Here is a 20,213-nt window from a genome sequence, read left to right as displayed (position 1 = left end):
AATACGTCAGCCTAAGCTAGGACTGTGAATCCTGTACTGCTGGGCCTGCTCTCAGGCATCCTCGGCCTGGCCGTGGGTGTGTTCGGCGTCGTTGCCTATATCTCCAGCCAGCGGCACCGCCGTGACCTGGCCGAAGTGGACGAGCCCGCCCTGTCCGAGGGCGCGGCGGAAATCCTGGGCGTGCTGGGCCGTGCCTACATTGTGGTGGACGGGATCGACGGCGTGGTCCGGGCCAGCCCCGGCGCCTATGCCTTTGGCCTGGTGCGCGGGCACACGCTGATGCAGGAAGAGGTGCTGGAGCTTACCGCCAGGGTGCGCCGGGACGGGGTTATCGAAGACCGCAACGTCGAACTGAACCGCGGCCCGCTGGGCCAGGGCAGCCTGATCCTGCAGCTGCGGATCGCCCCGATCGCCGAGGAGTACATCCTGATCCTCGCCGATGACCGCACGGAAGCGACCCGCACCGAGGAAATGCGCAACGACTTCGTTGCCAACGTCTCCCATGAACTCAAGACGCCGGTGGGCGCCATTTCCCTGCTGGCGGAGGCAATCGACGACGCCGCTGCGGACGAGGAAGCCGTGCGCCGGTTTGCGAAGCGGATGCACAAGGAAACGGTGCGGCTCTCCGCTCTGGTACAGGACATCATTGAACTTTCAAGGCTCCAGGGCACCGACATGGTGGACCACGCCGAGCCGGTGGACATCACGGAACTGGTGCACGACGCCGTCGAGGCCAACCGGCTGCCGGCGGAACGGCGGAACATCACCGTGGTGGTGGGCGGCTCCGCCGAGAACCCCGTCTACGCCGACGGTCCCATGCTGACCACCGCCTTCCGGAACCTGATCGACAACGCGATCCGGTATTCGCCGGAGGGCAGCCAGGTGGGCGTGGGCATCCGGTCCCGTGACGGCCTGGCCCAGGTGACGGTCACGGACCGCGGCCCCGGCATCGCCGCCGAGGACCAGGAGCGGGTCTTCGAGCGCTTCTACCGCATCGATGCCGCCCGTTCCCGCAACACCGGCGGCACCGGCCTGGGCCTGAGCATCGTCAAGCACGTGGTTTCGAACCACGGCGGCGAGGTGAGCCTGTGGTCCCAGCCGGGACAGGGGTCGACTTTCACCGTGCGGCTTCCGGAGATGGAAGCGGCGGATAACGAGGACACGGCGGACAGCCCGCCGCGGATAGACGGCGCATCCGCGCCGGCCGGCAAGGAGTAAGTTGAGCAGGATCCTGATTGTGGAGGACGAAGAGTCCTTCAGCGACCCTTTGTCCTACCTCCTGGAACGGGAGGGGTTCGACGTCGCAGTGGTGGACAACGGCCTTGACGCCGTTGCGGAGTTCGACCGTTCCGGAGCGGACCTGGTGCTCCTGGACCTGATGCTGCCCGGCCAGTCCGGAACGGAGGTATGCCGGCAGCTGCGCCAGCGGTCGGATGTGCCCGTCATCATGCTGACGGCCCGCGACGCCGAGATTGACAAGGTGGTGGGGCTGGAGCTTGGCGCCGACGACTACGTGACCAAACCCTACTCATCCCGCGAGCTCCTGGCCCGGGTGCGTGCGGTCCTGCGCCGCCGCAGCGACTCCGGAGACCTCAGCGGCTCGACGGTGCAGGCCGGACCGGTCCGGATGGACGTGGACCGGCATGTGGTCAGCGTTGACGGGACGCCGGTGACCCTGCCGCTGAAGGAGTTCGAGCTGCTTGAAATGCTGCTGCGGAACTCCGGGCGCGTGATGACCCGGGGCCAGCTGATCGAGCGGGTCTGGGGAGCGGACTATGTAGGGGACACCAAAACCCTGGATGTCCACGTCAAACGCCTCCGGGCCAAGATCGAGCCGGATCCCTCGGCCCCGCAGCACCTGGTGACCGTGCGCGGGCTGGGCTACAAGTTCGAGGCCTGACCCCTGCAGCGAAAAAGGGTCCGCCCGGGAGAACCGGACGGACCCTTTTTACGTAGCTGGGTGCTGTTACGGAGCAGGCGTTTCGGTTGCCTCACCGGTTGCTTCGTCGCTGCTCGCCGGAGTGGGCTCCGGGGTGGGCAGGTAATCGCGGTAGTACGGAACCTGGCCGTCGACGACGGGCACGTTCAGCTCGGCGCTCTCTGAACCGTCCGTGGCTTCGGCACGGATGCCGGTGCCCGGAACTACGCTGACGGTCTCGACCAGTACCTCGGACTGCGGGGCGTCGTCGTAGACAACCTTGCCGCCGCCGGGGATGTTCCAGGAGAGCTCGGAGCCGCCAATGGAAAGCTCGAAGTTGATCGGGTCGGAGGAGTCGTTGACCACGGTGCCCATCAGGCGTCCCGGCTCGCCGTCGCCGTCGCTGACCACCAGGATGTTACGCAGCTGCAGGTCGCCCAGGTCCTGGACAATGCCGTCGGAAGGGGAGTACTGCATGGTGGTTGCCTGATCGTTCACGGCACTGCAGCCGGTGGCGCCCAGCAGCGACAGCGCAATAACACCGGCGGCGGCAGCGTTCCGCGTCCGGTTCCTGGTTGTGAAAATCACAGCACAAACTCCTGAAGGGTGGCGGTCGGAGGACCGAGGGGACGTTTGCTCCTAGCCTATCGGCAAACCCCCTAAAACATGGATTTAGCGACGTCAGGGGGCTGATCCCGACTACTCAGCAAGCTACCGGCTGGAGGCCGAATAATACTCAGTTTTGAGCCTCGGCCCGCTGACCTGCGAAAACTCTTCTCGGCGTGTCGTCCCCATGCTAAACTAGGGTTCGGGAAAGGGGAAAGACCACATGGTTTTTGAGGTTGGCGAAACAGTTGTTTACCCTCACCACGGTGCCGCGAAGATCGAAGAGATCAAGATGCGGACCATCAAGGGCGAAGAGAAAATGTATCTCAAGCTCAAGGTGGCACAGGGTGATCTGACCATTGAAGTACCGGCTGAGAACGTTGACCTCGTTGGGGTTCGTGACGTCGTAGGCAAGGAAGGCCTCGAGCATGTTTTCGATGTCCTCCGTGCTGAACTGACCGAAGAACCCACTAACTGGTCCCGCCGTTACAAGGCAAATCTGGAGAAGCTCGCTTCGGGCGACGTCGTCAAGGTTGCAGAGGTCGTCCGCGACCTGTGGCGCCGCGACCACGACCGCGGTCTTTCCGCGGGCGAGAAGCGCATGCTTGCGAAGGCACGCCAGATCCTCATTTCGGAGCTTGCCCTGGCCGAAAAGACTGACGAGGACCAGGCTGCCGCTGTATTGGACGAAGTCCTCTCCAGCTAATTCCTGCACCACGTTGCCGGTCCGCTGCCAAGCGGGCCGGCAACGCTGGTTTAACACCCCTTTTGTCCCTTCCGGCAAGCGCCGCACGTGCCATGGCACTAGGCTTGAGCCGTGTCTGAAACCATTCCCGGCCCCTACCGCGTGGGCGTCATCCTGGTGGCCGGCGGGTCCGGCCAGCGCCTCGGCTACGGCATGCCCAAGGCCCAGGTTCCCCTCGCCGGTGAAATGCTCCTGGCACATGCCCTGCGCGGAGTCGATGCCTGCGGGGTGGCCTCCGCCATTGCCGTAGCCGTGCCCGCAGCGGATACCGCGCTCCGGGCACTGTGTGCCGCCACGCCGCTCAGCTGTCCCATCGACGTAGTGGACGGCGGTGCCACGCGCGCCGACTCAGTCCGCGCCGCGCTCCACGCCCTCCCCGAGGACCTTGACGCGGTGCTGGTTCATGACGCCGCCCGGGCGCTTGCGCCCGCCCAGGTATTCCACCGGGTCACTGCCGCCCTGGCTGCCGGAGCCCAGGCGGTCATCCCGGCCGTCCCGGTTGTGGACACCGTAAAGTCCGTCCAGCTGGCAGGTGCAGACTCCCCGGCCCCGGCGCAGGTCACCGGCACACCGGACCGTTCAACCCTGCGAGCGGTGCAGACACCGCAGGGATTCGAAGCGGGCCTCCTCCGCCGCGCCCACGCTGCCGCCGCAGAATTCGACGAACAGCAGGCCGCAGCCGTCACGGATGACGCCATGCTGGTGGAAAGCCTCGGCGTTCCGGTCCACGTTGTGGAGGGATCCGACATGTCCCTGAAAATCACCACCCCGCTTGACCTGCTTCTCGCCGAAGCGGTCCTTTCCGGCGGCACCGCCATGCAGGAGGACTAAGAACCGTGGAAGCACTGCCCCGCACCGGCATCGGTACCGACGTCCATGCCTTCGCGCCGCTGGATGCGCCGCGGCCGCTCTGGGTCGCCGGTTTGCTGTGGGAGGGCGAGCGAGGGCTCGCCGGGCATTCCGACGGCGACGTGGTGGCGCATGCCGCCGCCGATGCCCTGTTCTCCGCAGCGGGAATCGGAGACCTCGGCACCCACTTCGGCACCGACCGCCCGGAGTACGCCGGCGCGCCCGGAACCGTCCTGCTCGCTGAAGCCGCCCGGCTGGTCCGGGAAGCAGGCTTCCGGATCGGCAACGTGTCGGTGCAGCTGATCGGCAACCGGCCCAAGTTCAGCCCCCGCCGTGCCGAAGCGGAAGCCATCCTGACGGAGGCCGCCGGAGCTCCCGTCAACGTCTCGGCCACCACCACGGACGGACTGGGATTCACCGGCCGCGGCGAGGGAATCGCGGCCGTGGCGACCGCCGTCGTCGCAGCGCTCTGACTGCCCGGCGGGGACCGTAACCTGCCTGCGGGCCCGGCGGGCGGCACACGGTAGCCTAGAGCAGTGAGCCTGAGATTCTATGACACAGCAAGCGCGCAGGTCCGGGACTTTGAGCCCCTCGTTCCGGGGCAGGTCAGCCTGTACTACTGTGGTGCCACCGTGCAGGGACTGCCGCATGTGGGGCATATCCGCTCCGCGATCGCGTTCGACCAGCTCACGCGCTGGCTCCAGGCCCGCGGCTTCCGCGTCACCACCGTCCGCAACGTCACGGACATTGATGACAAGATCCTGGCCAAGGCGGCAGCGTCAGTAGGCGCGGAGCCCGCCGACGGCGTCGTCCCCGACGAACAGTGGTGGGCGCTGGCCTACCGCTTCGAGCAGGAATTCTCTCGCGCGTATGATGCGCTGGGTGTCCAGCGGCCCACCTACGAGCCGCGCGCCACCGGCCATATTCCCGAGATGCACGCGCTGATCCAGCGGCTGATCGACGCCGGGCACGCCTACCCCGCCCTGGACGACTCCGGTGACGTGTACTTCGATGTCCGCTCCTGGCCGGCCTACGGCTCGCTGACCCGGCAGAACATCGACGACATGCAGGCAGCGCCCGACGCCGATCCCCGCGGCAAGCGCGATCCGCGTGACTTCGCACTGTGGAAGGGCCACAAGGACACCGATCCGGAGACCGCCGCCTGGGACAGCCCGTGGGGACGCGGCCGTCCCGGCTGGCACCTTGAATGCTCGGCCATGGTCACCAAGTACCTCGGCCCGCGCTTTGACATCCACGGCGGCGGCCTTGACCTGCGCTTCCCGCACCATGAGAACGAGATGGCCCAGTCCCAGGCAGCCGGTGACGGCTTCGCCAACTTCTGGATGCACAACGGCATGGTCACCTTCGAGGGCGAGAAGATGTCCAAGTCCATCGGCAACACCATCAGCCCGGCGCAGATGCTCGCCGAAGCGTCTCCGCGCGTGGTGCGCTACTACCTGGGACAGGCGCACTACCGCTCCGTGCTGGACTACCGTCCCACCTCGCTGCAGGAAGCCGCGGCAGCGGTGGAACGCATCGACGGGTTCATCGCGAAGGCTGCGGCCAAGGCGGGGAACGACGGCGCGGCCGCCGGTCCGCAGGACCTTCCCGAAGCGTTCGGTACTGCCATGGACGATGACCTCAATGTGCCGCAGGCCCTTGCCGTGCTGCACGAAACGGTACGTGCCGGCAACACTGCGCTGGCGGCGTCGGACCTTGATGCAGTCCGTACCGCACTGTTCCAGGTCCGCGCCATGACCGCCGTCCTGGGGCTGGACGCGGTGCAGTCCGCGGGCACGTCCGCCGGACCGGAGCACGCAGCGCTGGACAGCCTGATCCAGGACCGCCTGCTTGAACGCAGCCAGGCCCGTGCCGCCAAGGACTGGGCCCGTGCGGACGCCATCCGCGACGCCCTGTCCGCGGCCGGCGTGGTCGTCGAAGACACGGCAGACGGCGCCGTCTGGTCGCTGGAACACCGGTAGCGGTCAGCCCTGGGCTGACACCTCACGGGCTGCGCACACAGGTTTGGATGGCCTGCGTAGACTAGAAGTAGTGCTTTCTTCTACTTAAGGTGTATTACCCATGGCCAACCACGGACGACCCGGCGCGATTCGCAAAGCCAAAAAGGGCCCCAGCCAGGGCACCGGCGGCCTCGGGCGCAAAGCCCTCGAAGGCAAGGGACCCACCCCCAAGGCTGAAGACCGGCCCTACCACAAGGCATACAAGAACAAGCAGCTGGCCGAGCGCTCAGCCGCCAAGCACGGCGGACAGCGTTCCGGCGGCCGCAACGCTCCTGCCCGCGGCAAGGTCGCCGAAGAAGTGGTCACCGGCCGCAACTCGGTAGTCGAAGCCCTGCGTGCCGGGATCCCGGCGAAGGCCCTGCACGTGGCCGTGCGCATCGACATGGACGACCGCGTCCGCGAATCCCTCAAAATGGCAGCGGAACGCGGACTGCCCGTTATGGAAACGCACAAGCCCGAACTGGACCGCATGACCAACGAGGCCGTCCACCAGGGCCTGGTCCTGCAGATCCCGCCGTATGAATACGCTGATCCGATCGACCTCGCCGAGGAAACCCTCCAGGCCTGGAAGAAGGGCCACATCGCCAATGCCCCGCTCTTCGTGGCACTGGATGGAATCACCGACCCCCGCAACCTCGGCGCGATCATCCGCTCCGCGTCCGCGTTCAGCGCCCACGGCGTGATCGTTCCCGAGCGCCGCTCCGTTGGCGTCACGGCCTCGGCCTGGAAGACCAGCGCCGGTGCAGCCGTCCGGGTTCCCGTGGCACGCGCCGGAAACCTGAATAACACGCTGAAGACTTTCAAGAAGATGGGCATTTTTGTCCTCGGACTGGACGGCGACGGCGACGTTTCGCTTCCGGACTTGGCACTGGCCAAGGAACCCGTCTGCATCGTGGTGGGCTCCGAGGGCAAGGGCCTGTCCCGTCTTGTGGGCGAAAACTGCGACCAGATCGTTTCAATCCCGATCGACTCGGCCATGGAATCCCTGAACGCCTCCATGGCAGTCGGGATCACCCTGTACGAAGTTTCACGTCAGCGTTCCGCCTGAACCTAGCGGGGCGCCGGAAGAGGCAGCATGGCAAACGTCGTAACCGGAGGTAGGCAGACTCCCTCTGAACGGGTCTCCCGGGCTTTTCCCCTGGGAGTCCACGACAGCGTGGCCGGCGTCCCGGAGGTTCCGGGCGCCGTCAACGTGTCCGTCTACGCCCCCGGGCTGGAGGCCGTGGACGTCTGGTTCGAAGAGCAGCCCGGGCAGTGGAGCTCCACCCTCCTGGACGGGCGCTCGGCCGGGGTGCACCACGGCCGGGTGGAGGGACTGCGCCCTGGAATCCGCTACGGGTTCTGGGGCCATGGAACAGCCCTGCCGGCCGAGCCGGGTTCTTTCCAGCTGCTGCTCGACCCCTACGGACGCGGCATCGACACAGTCGAACGGGTGGGGGGAAAACCGCTGTACTTCTCCGTCGCCACGTCACACCGTTTCGACTGGAACGGCGACGAGCTGCCGCACACCCGCTGGCGCGATTCTGTGATTTACGAAACGCACGTCCGAGGCATGACCAAGCTGAACCCGGCGCTTCCGGAAGACCTGCGCGGCACCTACGCAGGAATGGGCCATCCCGAAACGATCAGGTATCTGAAGAAACTGGGCATCACCGCGGTGGAACTGCTGCCGGTCCATTTCCACATTGACGAACGCCACCTCCAGGACCTGGGACTGAGCAACTACTGGGGCTACAACACCCTGGGTTACTTCGCCCCGCACCTTGACTATGCCACCCCGACGGCGCAGGCCGCCGGCCCCCAGGCTGTGCAGGACGAGTTCAAGACCATGGTTCGGGACCTGCACGCTGCCGGGATCGAAGTGATTCTCGACGTCGTCTACAACCACACGGCCGAAGGCACGCAGGACGAACCAGCCCTGTGCTGGCGCGGCCTGGGCGAACAGACCTACTACCGGCATGACGCCGAGGGCCGGTACGTTGACACCACCGGCTGCGGCAACAGCCTGGACTTCAGCGAACCTCGCGTCATCCAGATGGCTCTCGATTCGCTGCGCTACTGGGTCAGCGAGTACCACGTGGACGGATTCCGTTTCGACCTGGCACCCACCTTGGCCCGGGACGCCGACAACCGCTACGACCGCAGGCACCCGCTGCTGGTGGCCCTCGCCGCAGATCCAGTGATGCACGGGATCAAGCTGATTGCCGAGCCATGGGATCTTGGTCCGGACGGCTGGCAAACCGGGAACTTCCCGCCCGGCTGGGCTGACTGGAATGACCACTTCCGTGACACCGCCCGCGATTTCTGGCTGGTGGACCAGGCAACCCTCGCGGCAGGGGCGCCGGCGGGTTCACTGGCCCGGCTGGGCACCGCACTTGCCGGATCGGCGGACCTGTTCGCCCGCTCCGGCCGCACGCCGCTGTCCTCCGTGAACCTGGTGACCGCTCATGACGGGTTCACCCTCGCGGATCTCACTGCGTACAACCACAAGCACAACGAGGCCAACGGCGAAGAGAACCGTGACGGTTCAAGCCACAACCGCAGCTGGAACCACGGCGTGGAAGGCGAGACGCCGGACCCGCAGGTGCGCAGGCACCGCGAACAGACTGCCCGCAACCTGATGGCCACCCTGCTGCTCTCCGTCGGCATTCCCATGATCACCGCCGGCGACGAAACCGGCCGCACCCAGCAAGGAAACAACAACGCCTACTGCCAGGACAATGAGACCGCGTGGCTGTCCTGGGACCACGACGACACCGCGCAGCGCATGTTTGACGCCACGGCAGCGCTGCTGCGCCTGCGCCGGGAATTCCTGTCCCTGCAGCCGTACGCGTTCCCGGCTGATCCGCGGGATGCCTTCCTGCTCTGGTTCGACGCCGCGGGCGAGCCAATGACCGATTCTGCCTGGCATGACCCGGGCTGCCGGGTGCTCCAGCTGCTCATCGGGTCCGGACGCGGCGACCGCGCAGGCCTGGTGGTGATCAACGGCGGCCTGGAGGCCGAAGACATTGTGCTCCCCGGCCGCCGGACGCTGGACGAAGCCGGCGTGACCGCGAACGGCGGGCACCTCTACGAGCTGGTGTTTTCCACGGCAGACCCGGACGGCCGCCGGAAGGGCGCCCGCCTGGCCTGCGGGGAGAAGGACCGGGCTGCCGGGAACTCCGTCAGCGTCTACCGCATCTGAAGTCCCGGCCGCAGCGGCCTAGGCGTTGGCTACCAGGCCGAGTTCGGCCTTGGACGCCAGCCCCGGGTGGTTCGGCAAAACCCGGACGGTGTAGCCGAACGGCCCGGCCAGTTCTATGTGCATATCGCCCGAGTAGAGGTACCGGCCGGAGCCGAGGTCCTCCGCCACGCTGAGCTCCAGGAGCTGGTGGTCGCTGAGGTTATCCGCCTCGGAGACCTTGCCGTAGGCCGCTTCCACCACCACGTCCGAAGGCTTGAGCGAACCAAGGTTCACGTAGGCCTGGACGGTGAGCCGGTCGCCGATCTGCGGTGCGTCGGAGATGCCGATGGAGTCGACATGCTCCACGGCCACCCCGCCCCAGGCATCCCGGACCCGCAGGATCCAGGCCGCCAGGTCCTTGGCCGCCCGGTACTGGTCCGCCGCCGCAGCCCGGCCGGACTGGCAGGCCGGACGGTACAGGTTGTTGACGTAGTCCCGCAGCATCCGGTTGGCGGAGACCTTCGGTCCCAGCTCCGCGAGCGTGTGCTTCACCATTTCAAGCCACTCGTGCGGCAGCGCGTCCGCCGGGGCCTCCGAGGGACCGGCAGACCCGGCGTCTGAGGACGGCTCCTGGCCGTAGAACAGCGGAGCAACCGTATTCTCCAGCAGGTCGTAGAGGGCAGCGGCTTCAATGTCGTCCCGCTGGTCCGCGGTGTACAGCTCCCGGGTGTGGATGCCGTCGCGGGGGTTGGCCGAGGGGATCGCCCAGCCGTTCTCGCCGTCGTACATCTCATCCCACCAGCCGTCCATGACGGACAGGTTCAGGCCACCGTTGATGGCGGACTTCATGCCGGAGGTACCGGAGGCCTCCAGCGGCCGGATGGGGTTGTTCAGCCAGACGTCACAGCCGGGGAAAAGGGTGCGGGCCATGGCGATGTCGTAATTGGGAAGGAAGACAATCCGGTGCCGCACCTCCGGATCATCGGTGAACTGCACCAGGTCCTGGATCATCCGCTTGCCCTGCTCATCGGCCGGATGGGATTTGCCGGCCACCACCAGCTGCACCGGGTGGTCCGGGTGCAGCAGCAGGGCCTTCAGCCGGGCGGGGTCCCGCAGCATCAGGGTCAGCCGCTTGTAGGTGGGGACACGCCGGGCAAAGCCGATGGTCAGGATGTCCGGGTCCAGTACGTCGTCGGTCCAGCCCAGTGAGGCGTCAGGGGTGCCGCGCTTGCGCCAGGCGGCGCGGACACGGCGGCGGACGTCGTCGATCAGGTTGCTCCGCAGCCTGCGCCGCAGGTCCCACAAACGCTCGTCGCTGACTTCGTAGGCGCGGGTCCAGTCGCGGTCATGCACGGTGCCGACACCGAACTCCTCCTGTGCCAGGCGGGTCAGCTCCGGATCCACCCAGGTGGGCACGTGCACGCCGTTGGTTACGGACGTGATCGGGATCTCCGAGACATCGAACCCGGGCCAAAGTCCGGAGAACATGGCCCGGGAAACCTGGCCGTGCAGCTTGGCCACGCCGTTCGCACGCTGCGCCAGGCGCAGTCCCATCACGGCCATATTGAAGACATTCGGGTCCCCGCCTTCATAATCCTCCGCGCCGAGTGAGAGCACCTTGTTCGTGGGCACCGACTGGGCCAGGCCCGCATTCAGGAAGTGCCGCACCTCGCCGACGTCAAAGCGGTCGATCCCGGCGGGAACCGGAGTGTGCGTGGTGAAGATGGTGGAGGCCCGCGCCGCCGTGAGCGCTTCCTCCCAGTGCATCCCGGTGTCCATCAGCTCACGGATCCGCTCCACCCCGAGGAACCCGGCATGGCCCTCGTTGGTGTGGAAGACCTCCGGTGCCGGCGCTCCGGTCAGGCGTTCAAAGACACGCAGCGCCTTCACACCGCCCATGCCCAGCAGCAGTTCCTGCTGGAGCCGGTGGTCTCCGCCGCCGCCGTACAGCCGGTCCGTGATGCCGCGCGCCGCGTCGTCGTTCCCGCGTACGTCCGCGTCCAGGAGCAGCAGCGGAACGCGCCCGACGTCGGCACGCCAGATCTGCGCCATGAGGTGCCGCCCGTTGGGCAGCGGCATGCTGATCCGTGCCGGGGTGCCGTCCTCTTCGCGCAGCAGGGTCAGCGGCAGGCCGTTGGGGTCCAGGACCGGGTAGGTCTCCTGCTGCCAGCCGTCGCGGGAAAGCGACTGCTTGAAGTAGCCGGCCTGATACAGCAGGCCGACGCCGATCAGGGGAACGCCAAGGTCCGAGGCGGACTTCAAATGGTCTCCGGCCAGGATTCCCAGGCCGCCGGAGTACTGCGGCAGCACGGCGGAGATGCCGTATTCGGGGGAGAAATAGGCGATTGAGCGGGGAGCGTCCTCACCGAGGGACTGGTACCAGCGGGGTTCGGTAAGGTAGCGCTCCAGGCCTTCGTCCAGGGACCGGATGCGGCCTACCAAGTCAGGGTCGGAAGAGATCCGTTCAAGGGTCTGGCGGCTGACCATGCCCAGGGCGCGGACGGGATCATGGCCGCTCTGCGCCCAGATCTGCGGATCCAGGTCATTGAACAGCTCCCGGGTGGGCTGGTGCCAGCTCCAGCGCAGGTTGCCGGCAAGTCTCGCCAGCGGCGCGATGCTGTCGGGGAGGACGGTGCGGACGGTAAACCTTCGGATTGCCTTCACCCCCGTTAGGCTAGCGCAGAACGCCGCGGCTGTGTCCTCTGTCACCCAAAAGCAACAGGGATTTAACCCCAGTTTTCCCATCCCCGCCCGGACGTGCGGGGATTCCGGGCATGTAGGCCCTGACCTGTGACGATGCGGCAAAAAGTACGTGCCCTTAGCAATCTGCCCTGATTGTCGCTAACGTCTAGTCTGTGACCACATCCAGCGCGTTGCCATCTAATGTCCAGCCCGCCGCGGAACTCCGGTTCGGCCGGATTCCGATCCTCAACGTGTCCCCGGTGATCCAGTGCGGCCGCTTCGCCGCCAAGGCTGTTCCGGGCGAAGACCTTGTTATCGGCGCCACGGTCTTCCGCGAAGGCCATGACCTTGTGGGAGTCACGGCCGTGCTTTACGACCCGCAGGGACAGGAAGTCGAGCGCCGCAGAATGCATCCGGTGGGGCAGGGCCTGGACCGCTGGGAAGGGTTCCTGCGTCCTCCGACGACAGGGGAGTACACCTTCACGGTGGAAGGCTGGGCTGACCAGTTTGGCACCTGGCACCACAATGCCGAAGTGAAAATCGGTGCCGGAATCGACGTCGAGCTCATGCTTGCCGAAGGTGCCGTCCTCTTCACTGCAGCCGCCGAAGGCAGGAACGGGGAAGACGCCGCCGTGCTGCGGGAGACTGCCCGGGTACTCGAGGACCAGGCACTGGATCCCGGCATGCGGCTCGCCGCGGCCAGCCGTCCGGAACTTGTCCAGGTGCTGGACCGGGAGCCTATCCGGGACCTGGTGACCGCCTCCCAGCGTTTTCCCATCAACGTTGAACGGGACCGTGCGGGACGCGGCGCCTGGTACGAGTTCTTCCCGCGCTCCGAAGGCGCCTCCTTTGATCCCGCCACCGCTGCATGGACCTCCGGCACCTTCCGGACGGCAGCCCGCAGCCTGGACCGGGTTTCCAGGATGAACTTTGACGTCATCTACCTCCCGCCGATCCACCCGATTGGCACCAACTTCCGCAAAGGTCCGAACAACACCCTGGTTGCCGGGCCGCAGGATCCCGGATCTCCCTGGGCGATTGGCGCCGCCGAAGGCGGACACGACGCGATCCATCCGGACCTGGGCACCTTCGAGGACTTCGACTTCTTCGTCGAGGCCGCAGCGGGCCTGGGACTGGAAGTCGCCATCGACCTGGCGCTGCAGGCTTCGCCGGACCATCCCTGGGTCAGCGAACACCCGGAATGGTTCACCACCCGGGTAGACGGCAGCATCGCCTACGCGGAGAACCCGCCCAAGAAGTACCAGGACATCTATCCGCTCAACTTCGACAACGACTACGAAGGGCTCTCCCGGGAGATCCTGCGGATCGTGCTGATGTGGATCAGCCACGGCGTGAAGATTTTCCGTGTGGACAACCCGCACACCAAGCCCCTGAGGTTCTGGGAATGGCTCATTGGCACCGTCAACCGGCAGCACCCGGACGTGGTGTTCCTGGCGGAGGCCTTTACCCGCCCGCCCATGATGCACGCGCTGGGCATGGCTGGATTCCAGCAGTCCTACACGTACTTCACCTGGCGGAACACCCGGAAGGAAATCGAGGAGTACTTCACTGAGGTCTCCCATGAGACCGCGGCGTTCTTCCGGCCCAACTTCTTCGTGAACACGCCGGACATCCTCACCGAATTCCTCCAGTACGGAGGGCCGCCCGCCTTCAAGATCCGGGCCGTGCTGGCCTCCACTGCCAGCCCCCTGTGGGGCATGTACGCAGGTTTCGAACTCTACGAGCATGTGGCCCGGCCGGGAGCCGAGGAGTACATCGACAACGAAAAGTTCGAGTACAAGCAGCGGGACTTTGCCGCCGCGGAAGCCGAGAACCGCAGCCTGGCTCCGTACGTCGCCCGGCTGAACCAGATTCGGCGCGACCACCCGGCGCTCGGAGACCTGCAGAACCTTACGGTGCATTCGAGCACTGATGAGGCCACGGTCGCCTACTCCAAACACAAGCACGTTGATCTATCCGATCCAAGCAGTAAGGACACGCTCATCATCGTGGTGAACACGGACCCGCACAGTGCCCGCGAGTGCACCGTAACCCTGGACCTTGATGCGCTGCATCTGGATCCGCAGGACTTCAACGAAGACGGCACGTTCTGGGTCGACGACCTGATCAGCGGCGCAAGCTACCGCTGGGGGCAGTACAACTACGTGCGCCTGGACGCACACTATGAACCGGCGCACGTCCTGGCTGTGCGGAGGGGATCGGCATGGTAAATCCGTTCCAGCTGCACGCGCCCGGTCTGACGAACGATCCGAACTGGTACCGCAAGGCAGTTTTCTACGAAGTGCTGGTCCGCGGTTTCCGCGATTCGAACGGAGACGGCAACGGCGATTTCACCGGCCTGATCTCACAGCTGGACTACCTGCAGTGGCTCGGCGTTGACTGCCTCTGGCTGCCGCCGTTCTTCAAGTCCCCGCTGCGCGACGGCGGCTATGACATCTCCGACTACTACGACGTGCTCAGCGAGTTCGGCACCATCAGCGACTTCAAGCGGCTCGTGGCAGAGGCCCATGCCCGCGGACTGCGCGTCATCATCGACCTGCCGCTGAACCACACCTCGGACAAGCACCCCTGGTTCGAGGAATCCCGGAATGATCCCGAGGGTCCCTACGGCGATTTCTACGTCTGGTCAGACACCGACCAGAAGTACGAAGACGCGCGCATCATCTTTGTGGACACGGAAGAATCCAACTGGGCCTTCGACCCGGTGCGCCGGCAGTTCTACTGGCACCGGTTCTTCAGCCACCAGCCGGACCTGAACTTCGAGAACCCGAAGGTCGTCGAGGCGGTGTTCGACGTCGTGCGCTTCTGGCTGGACCAGGGCATCGACGGATTCCGTGCAGACGCCATTCCGTACCTGTTCGAGGAGGACGGGACCAACTGCGAGAACCTGCCGGCCACCCACCGGTTCCTGAAGGACCTCCGGACCATGGTGGATGAAAACTACCCCGGCCGGGTAATCGTGGCGGAAGCCAACCAGATGCCGCACGAGGTCGTTGAGTACTTTGGCGACGAGACCGGGCCGGAATGCCACATGTGCTTCCACTTCCCGATCATGCCGCGCCTGTTCTACGCGCTGCGTGACCAGAAGGCGGCACCGATCGTCCAGACCATGGAGGAGACTCCGGACATTCCCCAGGGGAGCCAGTGGGGCACCTTCCTCCGGAACCATGACGAGCTGACGCTGGAAATGGTCACCAACGAGGAGCGCCAGGCCATGCTGGGCTGGTACGCGCCGGATTCCAGGATGCGCGCTAACATCGGTATCCGCCGCCGGCTGGCACCGCTGCTGGACAACTCCCGGGCGGAGATTGAACTGATCCACGCGATGCTGCTCTCGCTGCCCGGCAGTCCGTTCCTCTACTACGGGGACGAGATCGGCATGGGAGACAACATCTGGCTGGAAGACCGTGACTCCTCGCGCACCCCCATGCAGTGGAACCCGGACCGCAACGCGGGCTTCTCCACTGCGGATCCGGGCAAGGTCTACCTGCCGGTGGTGCAGTCGCTGGTCTACCACTACAACCACGTCAACGTTGAGGCGCAGCTGGCCAGCTCAAGTTCGCTGCTGCACTGGCTGCGGCAGATGATCATGGTCCGCAAGACCCATCCCGCGTTCGGCATGGGCTCCTACCGCAACGTCCCCACGGACAGCGAGGCAGTCCTGGCGTTCCTGCGTGAGCTGCCGGAGGATAACCCCGAAGGTGAGGTGGGGGAGACCATGTTCTGCATCTTCAACCTCTCCCAGCATCCGGTAGCCGCCACCGTGAAGCTTCCCGAATTCGCCGAACGGGGACTGCGGGACGCCTTTGGCGGAACGCCGTTCCCCGCCTTCGGGCAGGACGGTTCACTGACCCTGACCCTGGGCAGCCACGACTTCTTCTGGCTCCGCCTGCGCTCGCCGCGGTCGAACACCAGCTCACCGCAGACCGAAGCAATCCCGCTGATACTTGCACCGGAGGCCACGTCGAAATGACAGACACCATCCCGACCCTGCCCGAACTCCTTACTGCCTGGCTGCCCCGGCAGCGATGGTTTCCGGCCAAGGGAAAGGATGTGGTCCTGCGCCGCGTCGGCGGCATCGAACTGGCAGACCCCGACGGCGCGGTGGAAATGCACGTCCACTTCGTCTCGGTTGAATCCGGCCGGCGGGTGGACGTCATCAGCGTGCCGGTCAGCACCCGGGCGGACCCGGTGGAGGAACTCGGCGAGTCGCTCCTGGGCATCGTTGAACATCCGGACAAGGGCCGGCAGTGGCTGTACGACGCCACTGCCGATCCCGTGTTCGTCACTGCCTGGCTTGAAAGCATGCGCTCGCAGGCCAGCTCGCTGGACGGCCGCACCCACGGGTACGCGCTGGACGGGTTCGGCGACTGGGACGCCTTTACTGAAACCCTGGCCATCCGGGTCCTGAAGGGCGAGCAATCCAACACCTCGGTCATCGCGGCGACCAGCAAGGCTCCGGTAATCGTGAAGTTCTACCGGGTGCTGGCAGCGGGGGAGAGCCCCGACGTCGTAGTCAGCGCCAAGCTCACGGAGCACGGTTCCCAGGACGTACCCGCCACCCTGGGGTGGGTCACAGGCAGCTGGGAGGACGTGTATGACGACACCGGCGCAGGGAGCTGGGTGACCGGCGACGTGAGCGTGCTCCGGGAATTCATCCCGGACAGCGAGGACGCCTGGCGCACTGCGTCCTCCGCCGCCGTTGCCGGCCGCGACTTCTCCGCCGAAGCCGAAGAACTCGGCGCCGTGACGGGGCGGATCCACTCCCAGCTCGAAGCCGCTTTCGGCGCACACCAGCCCACGCCGGCCGAGCAGCAGGAGTTCGTCACCTCCCTGATACGCCGGCTGAAGTGGGAGTGGGAGGAAGCCCGCAGCTACGTGGGTCCGTATGACGAGACCTTCGAGAAGCTCCTCGAGACCGTTGAGCAGCTGCCGTCCCTGCCCAGCCTGCAGCGCATCCACGCGGACTACCATCTGGGACAGGTGCTGCACTCGACAGGCCGTGGCTGGACGGTCCTGGATTTTGAGGGTGAGCCGCTTCGCCCCGCAGCCGAACGGAGCCTTCCGGACGTAGCCCTGCGCGACGTCGTCGGAATGCTGCGTTCAATCGACTACGCCGCAGCCGTAGCGGTCATTGGGTCTTCCGGGACCGGCCCGGAGGACCTGGATGAGCACACCGCCCGCCGGGTGCAGGCCGCCGTCTGGGCCCAGGCCGCCGCCGACGCCTTCCTGCGCGGCTACGAAAAGGAAACCGGAACACAGGTCAACCGCGCCGACCCGCTCTACATCGCGCTCTGGCTGGACAAGGCCCTGTACGAGGTCGTCTACGAGATCCGCAACCGGCCGGCCTGGATCGAGGTGCCGGCGACGGCGGCCCGCCAGGTGCTGGAAGAACTCCGGTTGCAGCAAAACCCGCCGAACGGACAGGAAACGAACCACGTGAATACAACCCCAGAGTCCGAGCCCGTCCAGCCCCAGGGCACCGCCCCCGAGTCCGGGGCATCGACGTCGGGCACCGCTGCCGCCGGGGATGCCGCCGTCTCAACCGCTGCGGAAGCAACCGGGACGGGTGAGCCTCTGCCGGTCGCGCAGGACATCCTGGATGCCGTCTCCAACGGAAGCTACTACCAGCCGCATGCGGTGCTGGGCGCCCACCTGGACGACCACGGAACGGTGACGATCCGGACGCTGCGGCCGCTGGCCAGCGGGGTCACTGCCGTCACGCCCGAGGGCCGGGTGGCGCTGCAGCACGAGTACAACGGGATCTGGGTTGGGACCATGCCGGCGCCGGTGGCGGGGCAGGTGCCGGACTACCGGCTGGAAGTGACGTACGACGGCGTTCCGCCCGCCCTGGTGGACGATCCGTACCGCTTCCTGCCCAGCCTCGGCGAAATGGACCTGCACCTCATCGGTGAGGGGCGGCACGAAAAACTCTGGACCGTACTGGGCGCCAACCCGCACCACTACAACTCGGTCCTAGGCGAAGTGGACGGCGTCAGCTTTGCGGTCTGGGCGCCGAATGCCAGGGCCGTGCGGGTGGAGGGCGACTTCAACGCCTGGGACGGCCGGGTCCATGCCATGCGCTCGCTGGGAAGCTCCGGGGTCTGGGAGATTTTCATCCCGGACGTAGAGCCGGGCTCCCGCTACAAGTTCGAAATCCTCGGACAGGACGGAGTCTGGCGGGAGAAGGCGGACCCCATGGCCAAGGGCACCGAAGCTCCGCCACTCACCGGTTCCAGGGTTGTCGAATCCACCTACCGGTTCGAGGACCAGGACTGGATGGCCGCGCGCGCCGAGCGGGATCCGCACAACGCTCCGATGAGCGTGTACGAAGTCCACCTCGGCTCCTGGCGGCTTGGGCTGGATTACCGGGAACTGGCACGCCAGCTCGCGGAGTACGTCACTTGGCAGGGTTTCACCCATGTGGAGTTCATGCCGGTTGCCGAGCACCCCTTCGGCGGTTCGTGGGGCTACCAGATCACCAGCTACTTCGCCCCGACCGCCCGCTTTGGGCACCCGGACGATTTCCGCTACCTGGTGGATACCCTGCACCAGGCCGGAATCGGCGTCATCCTGGACTGGGTGCCCGGCCACTTCCCGAAGGATTCCTGGGCCCTGGCCAACTTCGACGGCCAGCCGCTCTACGAACACGGCGACCCGATGCGCGGGGAACAGCCGGACTGGGGAACGCTGATCTTCGACTACGGACGCCGCGAGGTCCGGAACTTCCTGGTCGCCAACGCGATCTACTGGCTCGAGGAGTTCCATATTGACGGCCTCCGGGTCGACGCCGTGGCCTCCATGCTCTATCTGGACTACTCCCGGCCGGCAGGCCAGTGGCGGCCGAACCAGTTCGGCGGCCGCGAGAACCTCGAAGCGATTTCCTTCCTGCAGGAGGTCAACGCGACCGCTTACCGGCGGGTGCCGGGCATCGTGATGATCGCCGAAGAATCGACGGCATTCCCCGGCGTTACCGCGCCGACGAACACCGGAGGCCTGGGCTTCGGGCTCAAGTGGAACATGGGCTGGATGAACGACACCCTCGAGTACATGTCCGAGGACCCGATCAACCGGATGTACCACCACGCGAAGCTCACGTTCTCCCTCGTCTACGCCTTCACGGAGAACTTCCTCCTGCCGATCTCCCATGACGAGGTGGTGCATGGAAAGGGATCACTGCTGCGCAAGATGCCGGGCGACCGGTGGCAGCAGCTGGCGAATGTCCGCGCCTACCTCGCCTTCCAATGGGCGCACCCGGGCAAGCAGCTGATCTTTATGGGTACAGAGTTCGGCCAGGAAGCAGAATGGTCCGAGCAGTACGGCCTGGACTGGTACCTCACCGAAACGCCGCAGCACCGCGGCGTGCAGCTGCTGGTCCGCGAGCTGAACGACATCTACCGGGAAACCCCCGCGCTGTACGCCCGGGACAACGAACCCTCCGGTTTCCAGTGGATCAATGAGAACGACGGCGCGCACAACGTGCTCTCCTTTATCCGCTGGGATGGACAGGGCAACCCGCTGGTCTGTATTGCCAACTTCTCAGGCAGCCCGCACGAAGGTATCCGGGTTGGCCTGCCCTGGGCAGGGGAATGGGTGGAGCGGCTGAATACCGACGCAGTCGAATACGGCGGATCGGGCGTAGGCAACATGGGGGTAGTGCATGCGCAGGAGGGTGGGTTCGAAGGCCAGCCGGCCTCGGCTTCGCTGCGGCTTCCGCCGCTCGGCCTGCTGTACCTCACGCCCCGAAAGTAGCCCCGGCTCGAACGGTTTTGGGGAGTCGGTCGTCGCCTCCCCAAAACCGTGCTAGAGTTTATATCCGCGCAGAACGGGAAACCGGGAAGCGTGAGGGATCGCAAGATCCGCAGCGGATATCGCGAAAACAGCCGGTTTGACACGGACTGCCAAGCGGTACTAAGCTAGAAAAGTTGCTCCGGAGCGACGGAGAGCGCAAGATCCCGAGGGATCGCAGCTCTCCCGGTGCCGGATGTGCCTGTTGTTTGAGAACTCAATAGTGTGCCAAGTTTATTGATACCGATTATTTTAATTGGTTGAATTGGCTGTCCCGCCCACCCCGTGGGTGTGGATGGTTTTTTTAGCTGGTTTCGAATTTAGTGCAGAACTGTGCAGCCAATTTTCCTTGGCTCCGGTTGTGTGTCTGTAAAACATTTACGGAGAGTTTGATCCTGGCTCAGGATGAACGCTGGCGGC

General features: G+C 65.8%; 13 protein-coding genes. 11 read left to right on the top strand and 2 right to left on the bottom strand.

What is annotated here, in order from left to right; genetic code table 11:
• Nucleotides 1–24: 24 nt before the first annotated feature.
• Both GD628_RS12690 and GD628_RS12685 read left to right on the top strand, forming a co-directional pair.
• Entirely contained in the window at nucleotides 25–1,218 is a 1,194-nt protein-coding gene (locus tag GD628_RS12690) for a sensor histidine kinase (protein ID WP_152274980.1), read from the top strand.
• Nucleotide 1,219: 1 nt separating this feature from the next.
• Nucleotides 1,220–1,900 (top strand): response regulator transcription factor, encoded by a 681-nt coding sequence (locus GD628_RS12685; RefSeq protein ID WP_091608014.1) that lies wholly within the window; start codon nucleotides 1,220–1,222, stop codon nucleotides 1,898–1,900.
• Nucleotides 1,901–1,966: 66 nt separating this feature from the next.
• Here the strand turns inward: GD628_RS12685 and GD628_RS12680 are convergent, their stop codons facing one another.
• The gene (locus GD628_RS12680; protein WP_091608011.1) at nucleotides 1,967–2,506 is read right to left on the bottom strand and encodes a hypothetical protein; all 540 of its coding nucleotides are present in this window, start codon (nucleotides 2,504–2,506) and stop codon (nucleotides 1,967–1,969) included.
• A gap of 241 nt (nucleotides 2,507–2,747) precedes the next feature.
• Between GD628_RS12680 and GD628_RS12675 the strand changes: the two genes are divergently transcribed.
• The 6 genes from GD628_RS12675 (at nucleotide 2,748) to glgX (ending at nucleotide 9,323) form a co-directional block, all read left to right on the top strand.
• Nucleotides 2,748–3,230: a CarD family transcriptional regulator gene (locus GD628_RS12675; RefSeq protein ID WP_055240754.1), complete on the top strand. Its 483-nt coding sequence runs from the start codon at nucleotides 2,748–2,750 to the stop codon at nucleotides 3,228–3,230.
• A 111-nt stretch (nucleotides 3,231–3,341) separates the two neighbouring features.
• A complete protein-coding gene (gene ispD, locus GD628_RS12670) occupies nucleotides 3,342–4,100 on the top strand; it encodes a 2-C-methyl-D-erythritol 4-phosphate cytidylyltransferase (protein WP_226802541.1) in 759 nt (252 codons plus the stop codon).
• Between the two features lie 5 nt (nucleotides 4,101–4,105).
• A complete protein-coding gene (gene ispF, locus GD628_RS12665) occupies nucleotides 4,106–4,591 on the top strand; it encodes a 2-C-methyl-D-erythritol 2,4-cyclodiphosphate synthase (RefSeq protein ID WP_152274979.1) in 486 nt (161 codons plus the stop codon).
• 63 nt (nucleotides 4,592–4,654) lie between these two features.
• Nucleotides 4,655–6,100, top strand: coding sequence for a cysteine--tRNA ligase (gene cysS, locus GD628_RS12660; RefSeq protein WP_152274978.1), 1,446 nt, complete (start codon nucleotides 4,655–4,657; stop codon nucleotides 6,098–6,100).
• 100 nt (nucleotides 6,101–6,200) lie between these two features.
• The gene (gene rlmB, locus GD628_RS12655) at nucleotides 6,201–7,187 is read left to right on the top strand and encodes a 23S rRNA (guanosine(2251)-2'-O)-methyltransferase RlmB (protein ID WP_091608000.1); all 987 of its coding nucleotides are present in this window, start codon (nucleotides 6,201–6,203) and stop codon (nucleotides 7,185–7,187) included.
• Between the two features lie 27 nt (nucleotides 7,188–7,214).
• Nucleotides 7,215–9,323 (top strand): glycogen debranching protein GlgX, encoded by a 2,109-nt coding sequence (glgX, locus tag GD628_RS12650; protein WP_152274977.1) that lies wholly within the window; start codon nucleotides 7,215–7,217, stop codon nucleotides 9,321–9,323.
• 18 nt (nucleotides 9,324–9,341) lie between these two features.
• On the opposite strand, the gene glgP is transcribed toward glgX, so the two are convergent.
• Nucleotides 9,342–11,966: an alpha-glucan family phosphorylase gene (glgP, locus tag GD628_RS12645; RefSeq protein WP_193313272.1), complete on the bottom strand. Its 2,625-nt coding sequence runs from the start codon at nucleotides 11,964–11,966 to the stop codon at nucleotides 9,342–9,344.
• Nucleotides 11,967–12,157: 191 nt separating this feature from the next.
• On the opposite strand from glgP, the gene GD628_RS12640 reads away from it, so the two are divergent.
• The 3 genes from GD628_RS12640 to glgB are packed head-to-tail and all read left to right on the top strand — an operon-like array spanning nucleotide 12,158 to nucleotide 19,757.
• On the top strand, nucleotides 12,158–14,215 hold the full coding sequence (locus tag GD628_RS12640; protein ID WP_226802540.1) for an alpha-1,4-glucan--maltose-1-phosphate maltosyltransferase: 2,058 nt from the start codon (nucleotides 12,158–12,160) through the stop codon (nucleotides 14,213–14,215).
• A complete protein-coding gene (treS, locus tag GD628_RS12635) occupies nucleotides 14,209–15,978 on the top strand; it encodes a maltose alpha-D-glucosyltransferase (protein ID WP_091607993.1) in 1,770 nt (589 codons plus the stop codon). The genes GD628_RS12640 and treS overlap by 7 nt, the downstream gene beginning before the upstream one ends.
• Nucleotides 15,975–19,757: a 1,4-alpha-glucan branching protein GlgB gene (gene glgB, locus GD628_RS12630; RefSeq protein WP_152274975.1), complete on the top strand. Its 3,783-nt coding sequence runs from the start codon at nucleotides 15,975–15,977 to the stop codon at nucleotides 19,755–19,757. The genes treS and glgB overlap by 4 nt, the downstream gene beginning before the upstream one ends.
• Nucleotides 19,758–20,213 lie beyond the last annotated feature (456 nt).

This window comes from Arthrobacter koreensis (genome assembly GCF_009193255.1).
Classification (GTDB): Bacteria; Actinomycetota; Actinomycetes; order Actinomycetales; family Micrococcaceae; genus Arthrobacter_B; species Arthrobacter_B koreensis.
The sequence above is the reverse complement of the archived record's forward strand: the minus strand, read 5'-3'. Positions and strand labels throughout refer to the sequence as shown.

What these genes read in the sequence shown, in the direction of transcription:
- GD628_RS12675 (WP_055240754.1), top strand. Translation starts at nt 2,748, where the DNA reads ATGGTTTTTGAGGTTGGCGAAACAGTTGTTTACCCTCACCACGGTGCC.
- rlmB (WP_091608000.1), top strand. Translation starts at nt 6,201, where the DNA reads ATGGCCAACCACGGACGACCCGGCGCGATTCGCAAAGCCAAAAAGGGC.
- glgX (WP_152274977.1), top strand. Translation starts at nt 7,215, where the DNA reads ATGGCAAACGTCGTAACCGGAGGTAGGCAGACTCCCTCTGAACGGGTC.
- treS (WP_091607993.1), top strand. Translation starts at nt 14,209, where the DNA reads ATGGTAAATCCGTTCCAGCTGCACGCGCCCGGTCTGACGAACGATCCG.
- glgB (WP_152274975.1), top strand. Translation starts at nt 15,975, where the DNA reads ATGACAGACACCATCCCGACCCTGCCCGAACTCCTTACTGCCTGGCTG.